13 protein-coding genes are annotated in these 14,177 nt (G+C 61.5%); 4 read left to right on the top strand and 9 right to left on the bottom strand.

All coding sequences use genetic code 11. The features are described 5' to 3' along the window. Nucleotides 1–41: 41 nt before the first annotated feature. Nucleotides 42–884, bottom strand: a complete 843-nt coding sequence (locus tag KP701_RS07305; protein ID WP_371818910.1) for a glycosyltransferase family 2 protein — start codon at nucleotides 882–884, stop codon at nucleotides 42–44. A gap of 54 nt (nucleotides 885–938) precedes the next feature. On the opposite strand from KP701_RS07305, the gene KP701_RS07300 reads away from it, so the two are divergent. The 3 genes from KP701_RS07300 (at nucleotide 939) to KP701_RS07290 (ending at nucleotide 3,273) form a co-directional block, all read left to right on the top strand. After that, nucleotides 939–2,222 (top strand): aminopeptidase, encoded by a 1,284-nt coding sequence (locus tag KP701_RS07300; RefSeq protein WP_215746544.1) that lies wholly within the window; start codon nucleotides 939–941, stop codon nucleotides 2,220–2,222. Then, nucleotides 2,219–2,773: a hypothetical protein gene (locus KP701_RS07295; protein WP_215746543.1), complete on the top strand. Its 555-nt coding sequence runs from the start codon at nucleotides 2,219–2,221 to the stop codon at nucleotides 2,771–2,773. Before KP701_RS07300 ends, KP701_RS07295 begins: the two co-directional genes overlap by 4 nt. 68 nt (nucleotides 2,774–2,841) lie before the next feature. Beyond that, a complete protein-coding gene (locus KP701_RS07290; protein ID WP_215746542.1) occupies nucleotides 2,842–3,273 on the top strand; it encodes a hypothetical protein in 432 nt (143 codons plus the stop codon). Here KP701_RS07290 and KP701_RS07285 read toward each other — a convergent pair. Together KP701_RS07285 and fliI are read right to left on the bottom strand one after the other, a co-directional pair. Then, complete coding sequence (locus tag KP701_RS07285; RefSeq protein WP_215746541.1) at nucleotides 3,255–3,680, bottom strand: flagellar export protein FliJ; 426 nt, start codon at nucleotides 3,678–3,680, stop codon at nucleotides 3,255–3,257. The genes KP701_RS07290 and KP701_RS07285 overlap by 19 nt on opposite strands. A gap of 11 nt (nucleotides 3,681–3,691) precedes the next feature. Further along, complete coding sequence (gene fliI / locus KP701_RS07280; protein ID WP_215746540.1) at nucleotides 3,692–5,050, bottom strand: flagellar protein export ATPase FliI; 1,359 nt, start codon at nucleotides 5,048–5,050, stop codon at nucleotides 3,692–3,694. A 188-nt stretch (nucleotides 5,051–5,238) separates the two neighbouring features. Here fliI and KP701_RS07275 point away from each other — a divergent pair, with 188 nt between their 5' ends. Further along, nucleotides 5,239–5,982 (top strand): response regulator transcription factor, encoded by a 744-nt coding sequence (locus KP701_RS07275; RefSeq protein WP_215746539.1) that lies wholly within the window; start codon nucleotides 5,239–5,241, stop codon nucleotides 5,980–5,982. 70 nt (nucleotides 5,983–6,052) lie between these two features. Here KP701_RS07275 and glmM read toward each other — a convergent pair whose 3' ends face one another. The 6 genes from glmM to tolB form a co-directional block, all read right to left on the bottom strand. Beyond that, on the bottom strand, nucleotides 6,053–7,411 hold the full coding sequence (gene glmM / locus KP701_RS07270) for a phosphoglucosamine mutase (protein ID WP_215746538.1): 1,359 nt from the start codon (nucleotides 7,409–7,411) through the stop codon (nucleotides 6,053–6,055). Nucleotides 7,412–7,504: 93 nt separating this feature from the next. Then, nucleotides 7,505–9,409, bottom strand: a complete 1,905-nt coding sequence (gene ftsH, locus KP701_RS07265) for an ATP-dependent zinc metalloprotease FtsH (protein WP_011253213.1) — start codon at nucleotides 9,407–9,409, stop codon at nucleotides 7,505–7,507. 171 nt (nucleotides 9,410–9,580) lie between these two features. Beyond that, the gene (gene tilS / locus KP701_RS07260; protein WP_252345465.1) at nucleotides 9,581–10,813 is read right to left on the bottom strand and encodes a tRNA lysidine(34) synthetase TilS; all 1,233 of its coding nucleotides are present in this window, start codon (nucleotides 10,811–10,813) and stop codon (nucleotides 9,581–9,583) included. Between the two features lie 23 nt (nucleotides 10,814–10,836). Then, nucleotides 10,837–11,703 carry a hypothetical protein gene (locus KP701_RS07255; RefSeq protein WP_215746537.1) on the bottom strand — a complete coding sequence of 289 codons (867 nt, stop codon included), beginning with the start codon at nucleotides 11,701–11,703 and terminating at the stop codon, nucleotides 10,837–10,839. Nucleotides 11,704–11,846: 143 nt separating this feature from the next. Continuing rightward, entirely contained in the window at nucleotides 11,847–12,326 is a 480-nt protein-coding gene (gene pal, locus KP701_RS07250; RefSeq protein ID WP_011253210.1) for a peptidoglycan-associated lipoprotein Pal, read from the bottom strand. A 487-nt stretch (nucleotides 12,327–12,813) separates the two neighbouring features. Then, nucleotides 12,814–14,175 carry a Tol-Pal system beta propeller repeat protein TolB gene (gene tolB / locus KP701_RS07245; protein WP_215746536.1) on the bottom strand — a complete coding sequence of 454 codons (1,362 nt, stop codon included), beginning with the start codon at nucleotides 14,173–14,175 and terminating at the stop codon, nucleotides 12,814–12,816. Nucleotides 14,176–14,177: the final 2 nt, after the last annotated feature.

Genomic DNA, 14,177 nt, shown 5'->3' with positions numbered 1-14,177 from the left:
ACGGCCGGTGCAGAGGAAAACTCTGCACCGGCCGTTTTGCATCAGGCGACCGTTTTCCGGGATGCCGCATCCCAGGCCCGCGCCCCCATCAGCCGCAGCCGGGCCGGGTGCAACCCGTCGGTCTCTGTCAGAACATAATACGCCGTATATTCGCCGGTTGGCCTGCCCGGCCTGTCCTTCAGAAGTCTGAAAACATTCCGGTCCGCCGTCATCTGTGTCCCGTCTCCGGCCAGAGGCTGGTTCCACATGTCCAGAGCTTCCGGCACCCGTGTCCGGTCGATCATCAGGCAGTTCGGGTCCACAAACCCGCCATAGCTTTCCCGGAAAATCCCGCCGCCAATCCCGACAGATTCCCACTGATCTTCGCAGATCGGCATCAGTGTTCGCGGATGCACGAACCAGCGCCCGGCCCAGGCCCAGTCCTGTCCCTCGATCGCCTTCAGCAGGGAGGACAGGTGCTCCGGCGCCCACCAGTTGTCGTCATCAAGATAGGCAATCCGCGGCGCGTTCGAGAGCTGGCTGAGCACACTGCGCAACACGCCACCATCCTTTGCACGGCCAAATCCGCCATGCCTCTGGGACGTGGAATAGCCGGGCCACAGCACTTCGACGACCCAGCCGGGCGGACGTCCTTCGAGCGCCTGCCGCACCAGTTCGTCCGCACCCTCGCCTGGTGCCCGATCCAGACCGATCATGATCTGGACCCGCAATCCACCCTTCTGCTCAAAAATGGACTGGAGCGCCCGGACGATGGAAGGCCGCAGCAGGCTCGGCATGACAACCGCAACATCGAATGGCCGCTGGTCTGGCTCGCCAGCATCGGCAAAAATATGAAGTCCGGGTTGCATGCCCGTGACGATACTGCGCGTCCGCAGACCTGTCACGTCACAGCCCGATCCCACGCAGCTCTCTTGCACTTCGCCGTCACAGGGCACACCATGACGGACAGAATGATCACTGCGAAAGAGTCCAACGTGTCCGCTCCTTCCACCTTTTCGCACGAACAGCTCCTTGATCGCCTGGGCGAGGTTGCCGTCCGCGTTGGCCTGAACATCGCGCCGGGCCAGCAGCTTCTCATCACAGCACCGCTGGATGCCGTCCCGCTGGTTCGCCGCGTGACGGAGCACGCCTACAAGGCTGGCGCTTCCCTTGTGACGACACTGTACGCGGATGACGAGACCACGCTGGCCCGCTTCATCCATGCCCCGGACGAAGCCTTCGACGTCGCACCCACATGGCTGGCCGATGGCATGGCACGCGCCTTCCGTGAAGGCGCAGCCCGCATGGCCATCACGGGCGCCAATCCGACCCTTCTGAAGGGCCAGGACCCCGAGCGTATCTCCCGCGCCAACCGCGCCAATTCCAAGGCCAACCGCCCGGCAATGGAAATCATCACCCAGTTCGCCGTGAACTGGAACATCATCGCCTGCGCCACCCCGGCCTGGGCCACACAGGTCTTCCCGGAGCTTCCGGCCGATGAAGCACTCGCAGCCCTGTGGGAAGGAATCTTCAAGGCCTCCCGTGTCGATGTGGCCGATCCGGTCGCCGAGTGGAAAGCCCATAACGCCCGCCTGCACGCCCGGGCAAAATACATGAATGACAGCCGCTTCGAGGCCCTGCATTTCAACGGCCCCGGCACCGATCTGACGGTTGGCCTCGCGGATGGCCATCTCTGGGCGGGCGGCTCGGAAAAATCGGGCAACGGCATTGTCTGCAACCCGAATATCCCGACGGAAGAAATCTTCACAACGCCCCATCGCAGCAGGGTCGATGGCCGGGTCAGCAGCACCAAGCCGCTTTTCCATCAGGGCACGCTGATCGACAACATCGCTGTCCGCTTTGAAAACGGGCGGATCGTCGAAGCGTCCGCGAGCCATGGCGAAGACGTGCTCAAGCGCATCCTCAGCACCGATGAAGGCGCGGCCCGGATCGGTGAAGTGGCTCTCGTGCCGCACTCCTCGCCCATCTCGGCCAGCAAAATCCTGTATCGCAACACGCTCTTCGACGAAAACGCGTCCAGCCACATCGCCCTCGGTCAGGCCTATACGAAGTGCATGGTCGATATCGAAGGTCTGACGCCGGAAGAACTGCTGGAGCGAGGCGTCAACGACTCCCTCATCCACATTGACTGGATGATCGGTTCGGACAAGATCGACCTTGATGGTCTCAAGAATGGCAACCGCGTGCCACTGATGCGCGCAGGCGAATGGGTGCAGGCATGACATTTCCCCGCATGACAGGGCTCTCGGCCCTTCTCGTTTCCGTTGCAATGCTGCCTCTGGCCGCACAGGCACAGTCCTATCCGCCCTCCGCCTATCAGGGCGGCGCCCAGAGCCAGACCCAGATTGACGGAAGCGACCCCCTTCAGGGCGCGCCGCAGCAGACCCAGCAGGTCCCCCCTCAGGTCCGCGCGGATACGGAGCGGGCCATGCATTACCCGCTGCCGCCTGATTTCATGACCCGCGCCGCAGCAACGATTGCTGAACTTCAGGCCCGCAATATCCAGCCCCCCAACTCTCATGGCACGGGTCTTGCAGAAACAATCCGGCAGATCAGTCAGGTTCCGGGACTGGCACCCGTCCTGCAAAGCCACGGCTTCACTCCCGAGAGCTTTGTGATGGGCATGACCACATTCGGCATGACTCTGGCCGCCAGCAACGGACAGCTTCCGACGGGAATGCCAAGTCCCAACCCGTCCAATGTCGCCCTCTTCAAGGCCCAGCCCGAACAGGTCACAGCCCTGATGCAGGCCATGGGCAACCCACCGCACTGACAACGGCACAGAGGCCGCGCCTTCCATGGAATAAGCCGGCCTCTTCCCCTCACGAACCAAAGACCCGAATGTCCATCAAACTCGACCCCGCGATTCTCCCAGCCCTGGATATCCTCGGCATGGCCCAGTCCGGCGCCCTTCTGCGTGCCGAACGCGATACGCCGCCTGACGGCATCCCCGCTTTCGTAACCCGTAGCGGCTGGGAAGAACTGATTGCGACCCATACCGCACATCATGACGCCCCCCACACGGTGCTTCTTCCCGCACTGGAAAAAGCTGTTGCCCGTCTTCTTTCACATGCAGCAGAAGGAGCATCCCGCAACGGCGAAATGACACCGGTCATCACGCTGCAAAGCGACCTTTTCCCGAGCGATCCCGACCTCGTCCTGGCCTTCGTCCGCGACAGCACCCATCCGGTCGCCTGCGCCCTGATTGGCACCGCTGCCCAGATCGAGACGGCTCTACGCGGGCATGGCCCCTCTCACGACCTGCCGAACTGACGGACAGCGAGTTCATCCAGAGCATTCTGTTCCTTTCTGAGGTCTGCCTGCCGCTCTTCTTCCTTCTGCTCTTTCCGCAAGATCCTGACAGCCTCCATCGCTGCCCGGGCAGCGATCAGGGCTGAACGCACTGCCTCGCGATCCATCGCCGCTTCCCGACAGCGCTCCCTCGCTTCCAGGACCGCCTGCCGCCCCGCGGGAAGCCACCGACTGAATGCCTCCACAGCGCCGTCATCCGCTGTAGGGCTGGACGCGATCCGCTGTTCGTTCAGGATCTCCGCCTGCGCCACAGTCAGTTTTTCCTCCGCCGCCGTTTCCCGCGCCACGGCCTCTGCAAAGCTGCGTTCCACAAGATCGAGCTCCTGCTCCCGCAGGGTAATCAGTGTCTCAAGAGGTGAGGGTTCCATTGTGAGGTCCTTTACGATTCATTCGGGGGCAGGTTTTTCAGCGGCATCTGCATGATCTGCGCCAGTTGTTCAAAAGCCTCGGCGCGCGTGGTGCGTTCGTTCCGCCCCTGAGACAGAAACTCGTTCAGCTTTGGCATCAGGGCGATGGCTTCATCCACCTCACGATCCGTTCCGGGCTTGTAGGCCCCCAGCCGGATCATGTCCGCCATCCGCTGATAGGTCGCCATCGCGGCACGCGCGCGTTGCGTCAGAGCGTTTTCCTCAGGCGAATTGCATCCCGGAACCGCACGCGACAGGGAACGCAGAACATCAATGGCAGGATAACGCCCCTGCTCGCCGATCTTGCGGTCAAGAATGATATGCCCGTCCAGAATGCCACGCACGGCATCCGCAACCGGCTCATTCTGGTCATCTCCTTCCACGAGAACCGTGAAGAGCGCCGTGATCATACCCTGATCGGCATAGCCAGGCCCTGCCCTCTCCAGAAGACGCGGCAGCTCGGCAAAAACCGAAGGCGGATAACCCCGCGTCGCCGGCGGCTCTCCGGCCGACAGACCGATTTCACGCAGCGCCATGCAGAACCGCGTCACGCTATCCATCAGCAGAAGGACCGATTTGCCCTGGTTCCGGAAATATTCCGCGATGGCCATGGCGGACAGGGCCGCTTCACGACGCATCAGTGGCGGTGAATCCGAAGTCGCGATCACCAGCACACTACGCGCCAGCCCTTCCGGCCCGAGATCGTCCTCGATGAACTCCCGCACCTCGCGCCCACGCTCACCCACAAGCGAGATCACGGCGACATCGCAGTCAGCTCCCCTTGCCAGCATGGACAGCAATGTCGACTTCCCCACACCCGACCCTGCGAAAAGCCCGAGCCTCTGTCCGCGCCGGCAGGTCGTGAAAGTATCAAGCGCCCGAACCCCGAGGTCGATACGATCGCCAAGCCGCGCCCGGCTTGCAGCATTGGGCGGAGGACACTGGACCGGCTGCCGCTCAAACGACGGAAACAGAGGCCCCTTCCCGTCGATCGGCTGTCCCAGCGGATCCAGAACGCGGCCCAGCCAGCTTTCATTGACGCCCAGACCACCATCATGGCGGTTCAGCGGAATCCTGGCCTCACAGCCTGGACCAATTCCGTCCAGAGGCCCGAAGGACATGAGCCGCGCGACATCGCCCTGAAACCCCACAACCTCGGATTGTACAACCCGTCCATCACGCGCCCTTATCGCGACTCGGTCCCCAATCGTAATGAAACCTTCGAGTCCGATGACGGTCAGACAGAGACCGATAACGTCTTTAACGCTCCCTACAACCCAGTCGCAGGTGAGGTTCGAAAGCCTTGCAAGCAGTCTGTCGTAGTCGTCCATTGGCAGTTTCTGACCGTTTTCCGCGGATTGTTCCGATCTTTCAACCCTACAACCACACCCTTAAGAGAACCCTAACGTTCTCCTCTGACGGGAAAAATAATGACAATTTTACGATTTTTGATCCATGTCTATCGACACACACAACCTTGGGTAGTAACCATTGCTTCACCAAGCCGGGAGTTGAGAACATGCGTATCCTTCTTGTCGACAGCGATCAGTCAGCCGCCACCACATTGTCCCAGATCCTGCGGACCGCGTCTTTCACCGTGGACCACACGCCGTCTGGCGAAGAGGCCATCGAGATGCTTCGTCACTATGACTACGATGTGGTGGTGCTCGAACTGATGCTGAACGACCTTGAGGGCTACGAAGTCATCCGCCGTGCCCGGGCCGCGCGTATCACGACGCCCATTCTTGTCCTCTCCGCCCTGCTGCGCCCCCAGGCGAAAATCCGGGCCTTCTCCATGGGTGCAGACGACTACATGACCAAGCCTTACGACGCAGGCGAACTGGTCGCCCGTCTGCAGGCCGTCATGCGGCGCTCCCGTGGCTTTGCCGAGCCGAAGCTTCGCGTCGGCAATCTGGAACTGGATCTGAATGGCAAGAACGTCACGGTCGATGGTGCACCGCTGCACCTGACGGGCAAGGAATATGCCATTCTGGAACTGCTGGTAATCCGCAAGGGATCCGTCCTGACCAAGGACGCGTTTCTCAACCACCTCTATGGCGGCATCGACGAGCCGGAAATGAAGATCATCGACGTCTTCATCTGCAAGCTGCGTCGCAAGCTCCAGAATGTTGGCGCCGGAAACCTGATCGCTACCGTCTGGGGACGCGGCTACATCCTGCGCGAAGACGACACCGCGGAAATCCCCGTCACGACAGACGCCACTTCCAGAAACAGCGTTCCCGCAGCCGTCACGGCCGTCTGACCGCCCCTCGAGATCAGGCGCCCCTGCCGCTCACGGCAGGTTCCCACTTTTTACAGTCAATCTGCCAGAATCAGGCGTGCGCAATCGCGCGGATGACATCACAGACATGGTCCACAACCTCATGCACCAGCGCCTCATCCTGCGCCTCGACCATGACACGGATCAGCGGTTCAGTCCCGCTTGCCCGCAGGACAAGACGGCCACTTCCGGCCAACCGCTCATCTGCCCAGGCCTTTGCCGCTGCGAGATCAGGGCTGCTCATCGGGCTGGTCCCTGAATAACGGACATTTTTCAGAAGCTGCGGATAGGGCGTGAAGAAGCGACAGATCTCGCTGGCCGGCCGCTTGGTCTCGACCGACACAGCAAGAACCTGCAGCGCAGCAATCAGACCATCGCCGGTGGTAGCATAGTCCGACAGGACCATGTGACCGGACTGCTCGCCGCCCAGATTGGCCCCGATTTCCCGCATCCGCTCGACAACATAACGATCACCAACCGCCGTACGCTGAAGTTCGAGACCATTCTCTGCCAGCGCCTTTTCCAGCCCCATATTGGACATGACGGTCGTCACCACCGTATTTCCCCGCAACCGGTCATGCTGCTTCCAGAAGGCTGCGATCAGGCCGATAATCTGGTCCCCATCCACAAGATTACCGTTCTCATCCGCAATCAGGACACGGTCCGCATCACCATCCAGCGCAATACCGAAATCCGCCCCATGCTCCCTGACGGCAGCGCACAGCGTTTCAGGATGCGTTGATCCAACGCCGTCATTGATGTTCAGCCCATCAGGCGAGCAGCCGATCTTGATGACTTCCGCACCAAGCTCCCACAACGCCGTAGGCGCCACGCGATAGGCCGAGCCATTGGCGCAGTCGATGACAATCTTCAGGCCGTCCAGACGCAGGCCACGCGGAAAAGAGGCCTTCGCATTCTCGATATAGCGCCCGGCCGCATCCGTCAGACGTGACGCCCGACCAATCTGCGCCGGTGACGCCAACCGCGCGGACAGATCCTGCGACATCAGATCCTCGATCTCGCCTTCCACCTCGTCAGAAAGCTTGAAACCGTCCGGTCCGAACAGTTTGATGCCGTTGTCGGTAAAGGGGTTATGCGATGCCGAGACCATCACACCCAGATCGGCCCGGAGGGAGCGCGTCAGCATGGCAATGGCAGGCGTGGGCAGCGGTCCGACCAGAATGACGTCCATCCCGGCCGACAGAAAACCCGCAACCAGGGCACATTCCAGCATATAGCCCGAAAGGCGCGTATCCTTGCCGAGCACGACGCTGTGCCGGCGGTTCTGACTGCGCATGAAATACAGACCGGCCGCCTGCCCCAGCCTCTGTGCGATCTCGACCGTCATGGGCGCGGTATTGGCCGTTCCCCGGATGCCATCAGTACCGAACAGAGACCTTTTGGTGGCCATAATGAAGAATCCTGCCTGTCTGCCAGAAATGAAAAAGGCGCGGCATCGGGAAAGCTCCCGATGACGCGCCCGTTGGTGCGATTGGCTGCCTGATTACCCCGCCTGAGGCGCCGGATCAAACGCGCCGGGACGCGTGGTCGGAACAGATGCACGACGGTTATCGGGAACCTGTTCGTCGTCCGATGTACGCTCGATGGCCTCACCCCGCATGATGCGACCGACATCCTCACCCGTCAGCGTTTCATATTCCAGAAGTGCTGCGGTCAGGCGGTGCAGGTCATCGATACGGGTGGTCAACAGATCGTGGGCCTGTTTGTAAGCCGTGTCGATCAGGACCTTGACCTCCTTGTCGATTTCCCGGGCTGTCTCTTCCGAAATATTCTTGCTCTGGGTCACGGAATGACCAAGGAATACTTCCTGTCCGTTATCACCATAGGCAATCATGCCCAGCGTGTCGCTCATGCCCCATTCGGTGACCATACGCCGTGCAAGATCAGTCGCGCTCTTGATATCACCCGAAGCACCGGCGCTGACTTCCTCACGTCCGAAGATGATTTCCTCGGCAACACGGCCACCCATGGCGATGACCAGACGGGCCAGGCACCATTTGCGGCTGTAGGAAATATTGTCCTTCTCCGGCAGCGTCATGACCAGACCCAGCGCACGTCCACGCGGCACGATGGTCGCCTTGTGGATCGGATCGCTACCCGGCGTGAAGATGGCGCAGATGGCATGTCCGGATTCGTGATAGGCCGTTGAGCGCTTCTCGTCCTCAGTCATGACCATGGAACGGCGCTCCGCCCCCATCATGACCTTGTCCTTGGCCTCTTCGAACTGCGCCATGCCAACCGTGCGCCGTCCCTGACGGGCTGCCATCAGCGCAGCCTCGTTCACGAGATTGGACAGATCCGCACCCGAGAAGCCCGGCGTACCCCGTGCAATGACCTTGGGATCGACATCCGACGAGAGCGGAACCTTGCGCATGTGAACGCGCAGGATCTTCTCACGACCGGCCACATCCGGGTTGGGCACGACAACCTGACGGTCGAAACGGCCGGGACGCAGCAGGGCCGGATCCAGAACGTCCGGACGGTTGGTCGCGGCAATCAGGATGACACCCTCATTGCTCTCGAAACCATCCATCTCGACCAGCATCTGGTTGAGAGTCTGCTCACGCTCGTCATTGCCCCCGCCGAGACCGGCGCCACGATGACGGCCCACGGCATCGATTTCATCAATGAAGATGATGCAGGGCGCGGATTTCTTGCCCTGCTCGAACATGTCACGCACACGGGAAGCACCAACACCGACGAACATTTCCACGAAGTCCGAACCGGAAATCGTGAAGAACGGCACATTGGCCTCGCCCGCAATGGCGCGTGCCAGCAGCGTCTTACCGGTACCCGGAGGTCCGACCAGCAGCGCCCCCTTGGGGATCTTGCCACCCAGACGGGTGAATTTCTGCGGGTCACGCAGGAATTCGACAATTTCCTGCAGTTCGGATTTCGCCTCATCAATACCGGCAACGTCTTCAAACGTGACACGGCCGGTCTTCTCCGTCAGCAGCTTGGCACGGGACTTGCCGAAGCCCATGGCCCGGCCGCCGCCACCCTGCATCTGACGGAAAACCATGAAGCACAGCCCGAGCAGCAGCAGAACCGGCAGGTAGGCGCTTGCATAACGCAGGATCGGGCTTTCGCCGCTTTCCATCGGCTTGGCCGTCACTTCGACGTTCGCGGCTGTCAGACGGGCCGGAAGGCTCGGATCAAGCGGAGCGTAGGTCTCGAAAGACGTTCCGTTCGTCAGCGTCCCGGAGACATTCTGCTCCTGGATCACAACGGAACGGACCTGATGCTGGTCCACATCATGGATGAAATCGGAATAGGCGATCTGCTGGGCTGCATGCTGGCCGCCACCGGGCTGGAAGGCTGTCAGCACTGCCATTCCGACCACGATGATGACCACCCAGATCGCGACGTTACGGCCTAAATTGTTCATCTCGCTCTCTGTCGTCCTTCAGACTGTTCCGTCAGATGCGGTCCGGGAACCCCCGTCACAACTGGCCGACCGGTCACATTCTGCGTTGACTTCATAACATAAGCCTCCGCGTCCACGATCCTACCCCATCGGGGGCAGGAAAACGCATTTCTTGCGTTTTTGAAGCTCTTTTTACGTCCGGAAATGATTTTCCCCGGTCGCAGGCACGCCAACCGACCAGGAAAAGTCAACTTCAGCGGCCATTTCGCCGAAAGCAGTTCCCAGACGCGGCCACAAAACCAATTGCCCCTCATGCCAGATCCCCGGCAGGCATCGGGCAGCCGCATAGGGCACGCCCAGCCTGCGCAGATCCATCGTATGAACTGCATCCCCCAGAGGCCCGATCAGGCTTCCCTGTGGAACATCGGGAGTCAGAAGGCGCCAGCGTCCATCCCAGACCGCTCCAGCCTTCGCGGGCACGAACGGACCAAGCGCCCTTTCCTCCCGCATCAGAATGATCCCGTCCCCAAACCGCCCCGCCGGCTGGACCTGAACCCCTGACAGCGTTCCATAGCCCTGTTTCATCAGGGTCTGCACAGCCTCACGCGCCGGACGATAGGCACTTCCCGAAACCAGCCGGATCAGAACTGCCAGGGTCTCCTCGTTTATCCCTTCCCGCCCGAGGAAAGCCCAGCCCTGAGGATACCAAACGGCGTGGCGACCAAGCTGTCCCCCCAGTACCGCCTCAAGGCGCTGACGCTCCTGCAGGGCTATCTGCTGCAGAACGCGGGCTTCCTGTCTCTGCTCCAACGTCAGATCCTGCCGCAGACGAACCCGCTCGAAACGCCGGTTGGCGTTCGACGGATCCTCAATCCAGAGCAGATTTTCCGCTTGCAAAGTCAGGCGCAGACGCGCTGTGGAGAATGCAAGAAGCGGCCGAACCAGCCGGATACGCCCGCGAACGGAAACAGGCTGGATGCCGCTCAGCCCCAGCGGGCCGCTCGCCCGCAGATGCCGCATCCACACCGTCTCGTCCTGATCGCCTGCATGATGCGCAACCAGAAGATCCAGACAGCCTTCCGCAACACAGGCCGCCTCAAGAGCCTCGAACCGGGCCTGACGTGCGCGCTCCTGCATCCGGCCTTTCGGAAACGGTGCAAGCGTCAGAAGCCGGGCCTTCACGTTCATCCCGGCAAGACGGCGAACCGTCAGCTGCGCTTCGGCAGCAGACTCAGGGCGCAAGGCATGATCCACGACGAACGCCACAACATTCCGCCGCCAGCGCCGGGCCAGAAACGCGAGCGCCATGGAATCGGCGCCCCCCGAGACAGCCAGCCCGACCGGTGCGTCGTCAACATCGGGTGGCCACGGACCAAGCCTGGCCATCCGGTCGGCAAATTCCTGCTCCCCAACCGGAGGCTCCATCCCCGAACTCAGAAAGACATCGCTCAGTGACAGGCGGCGCGGCTCCGGAACGTCGTCTCGGCCGTCTTCACACGCGGCGCGGGTGCAGGGAACTCGGCTTTGAGCTTATCCAGCGCCTGACAGGCCGATCCCTTGTCCCCGAGCGCCAGCATCGAAGCCGCCACACCAAGCAGGGAGTCCTGAGCCTTCAGGGACTTGGGCGCCTTGGTATAGGCGTCGTAATAGGCAACGGCGGACTGACGGTACTGCTTCTGCCCGGCCAGAGACTGGGCCAGCAGGAACTGTGCATCCATCTTGCCGGGCACACTATGCGCCGTCTTGATGGCGAAACGGGCATTGCTTTCCGCATCCGTGTAATTGCCCGAATGCAGGGAGGCGTTTCCGGCCTTCAGGGCATCCAGAGCCGTCTTCGGCTGCTCGGCGTCCTCTGCAGCAGGGGCAGATGCCTTTTCCTCAGTGGCGGCCTTGGCAGGAACCGGGCCCGATGATCCACCGCCATTCTGGGACGAGAACTGCATGTCCGAAATCTGTTTGGACACGCTGGCCTGATTGTCCCGGACGGAATTGCTGAGCTGATCCAGCTCGCCCCGCATCTGGCGGTTCTGTTCTTCCAGAGCCGAAACACGCTCAAGAAGCTGCGCCGTCAGATTGCCGTCTGCGGCCGAAACCTGCGGAGCCGCCGTCGTGCTTGGCGCAGCGAGACCCCCACCGTTCTGAACCTGAGAGAGCTGCTGCCGCAGAGATGCGATCTGGTCCTGCAGGGCAATGGCTTCGCGTGAAGAAATTTCCCCGCTGTCAGGGGCATCCTGAGCCAGCGCCGGGACGACGGGCAACAGGACGGAAAGAGCCGTGCCCAGAAAGACGGCACGCAGGGAACGGGACAGCACCATAACGGATCTCCTGAGACAAACTCACGGTCACGGGCACGCAGGCAGGTCTCGCGTGCGACATGGCCCAGTCATAAAACAGAAACGGCCGGGGGATAATCCCCCGGCCGCTCATCATCCCAGTCCGTCAGGCCTGAAACGTCGGTTCAGCGAACAGACGTGATGGCGTTACGGTTCTGGGCCCAGGACTGCTCGTCATCGCCATCGGCGGTCGGACGGTCCTTGCCGTAGGAGATCGTGGTGATGCGCGAAGCGCTCACGCCCTTGGCGACCAGATAGTCACGGGCTGCATTTGCACGACGCTGGCCGAGAGCAATGTTGTACTCTTCCGTGCCGCGGTCATCGCAGTTGCCAGCAACCTGGATGCTGACCTGCGGGTACTTGGCGAGCCAGGCAACCTGCTTGTCCAGCGTTGCGCGGGCTTCTTCAGAAAGCTGGGACTGGTTCAGCTCATAGAAGACGCGATCGCCGACATTGGCGACCAGATCGGCTTCGCTACCGGGCGTCGGGCCGGCTTCCTGAGCGACGGCGCCAGCGCCGGTGCTGTCACCCTTGTTGGTGTTGCCGTTGGAACAGGCTGCGAGAACAAGCGCCAGACCAAGCGCGCCAAATACCTTGAACTTCATGTGTCTCAATCCTGAGAACGGCCCCACATCTGGAACCGAATGCGGAAAATGCCGCGTTATCCCGGACCACTTCTTTCCAGACCGGAACAAGCAGGAATCGGTTTCGATCCCTGTCTGCCGCGCCTGAAAACCAGTGGCCATAAGCGCCCATACTCATGACTCAAATCATGGGTCAAGTGTCGTCTTAACGCGGGTTGAGGCCGGAAAGTTCGATTCAGTTTCGGAACCACAAAACTCGGCAGAAATGTCACACAAGCTATGACAAATATGGCAGAATTCCGCCATATTCGTCTCACCATTGCAGTTTTGCAGTTTGAATACATGCGCTGCCCGCGTAGCAGCTCAGCGTTGCAGGCGTAGCATCGAGAGCCGGTCTACATGGCCCTGACGGCCACAGACCGAATCAACGCAGCAATGGGACTCTGGAAAACGGGGTTTTTCACCCCTGAAAATCCGCGCTTTCCAACCGAAAGCGCGGAGCCTGACCTCAGCTGTTCCGCGGAGACCAGGCCGGGTCGGACGCACCCGTCGAGATCCGGATCGGACGCTCGTTGAAGCCCGTGATATCGATCGTACCAATACCGGACGCGAAGCCCGCACCGCCCGCACCGGACGCGCTCTGGCGGCAGAACGCCAGCACACGGCCATTGGGACAGAACGTGGCCCCATCAACCGTGAAGCCCTGCGTCAGGATACGCTCGCCCGTACCGTCCGGATTCATGACACCAAGCGAGAACCCGCCGCTGCCAATCCGGGTAAAGGCGATCAGGTCTCCACGCGGGGACCAGACCGGCGAACCATACTGGCCACTACCATAGGAAATCCGCTTCGCCGCTCCGCCGGACGCACTCATGATATAGAGCTGCGGGCTGCCACCACGATCCGAGTTAAACACAATCTGGCTGCCATCCGGGCTGAAGCACGGGCTGGTGTCGATCGCGCCATTGGAATTGGTGATCTGTCGCTTCGCACGGGACGCCAGATCGACAACAAAGATGTCAGACCCGCCGCCGCGCGTGGCGGACAGCACGACCGATCCACCCGTCGGCGAGAAGCGCGGAGCAAAGGAAATGCCTGCGAACTCGCCCAGAATCTGCTGACGGCCAGACGCCAGATCGAACAGATATACGCGCGGGCGGTTGTTGGCGTAGGACATGAACGCGATCTGGTCACGCACCGGGTTGAAACGCGGCGTCAGCGTCAGCCACTCGCCCCCCGTCAGCATGCGCTCGTTCGCACCATCCTGATCCATCAGAGCCAGACGGGTAATCTGGTGATGGCGCGGGCCGGTTCGGGCGATATAGGCGATGCGGGTGTCGAAATAGCCCTTCTCGCCCAGCATCCGCTCATAGATCACGTCAGCAATGATATGCGCGATCCGCCGCCAGTTGCTGTTGGACGCCGTATAGGCTGTACCCTGAAGCTGCTGCCCGGAGAGCACGTCCCACAGACGCATCTCGACGCGCACACTCCCCGCACCAACGGCCTGACCGGCCACGGCCGCACGGGCGCCCTGGGCCTTGAGCGCGCTGAAATCCGGCGTGGAGCCGGGAGGCACACTGCCGCTCATGACCTTGAACAGGCCGGTTCCGTTCAGATCGGATGTAATCACGCCGGAAATCTGCTCACCCAGTCCCGCACCAAAATTCGGGATGACAATGGGGATCGGCTCCTGACGGGCCTGATCGACGGTAATTTCCGCTTCGCCAGGGCCGGAGGCCGCCCCTGACTGGGCAAAAGCCGCCAGAGGCGTCGCCAGGAGACCGCCCGCGGCGGTCGCTCCCAGAACGGAGCGGCGCGAGAACAGCGCGCTCAGGGCCTCGGCTTCGGTATCGGGAATGAAGGACATGA

It is taken from the genome of Gluconobacter sp. P1C6_b, from assembly GCF_018811945.1.
GTDB lineage: Bacteria > Pseudomonadota > Alphaproteobacteria > Acetobacterales > Acetobacteraceae > Gluconobacter.
This window is presented reverse-complemented; position numbering and strand designations above follow the sequence as displayed.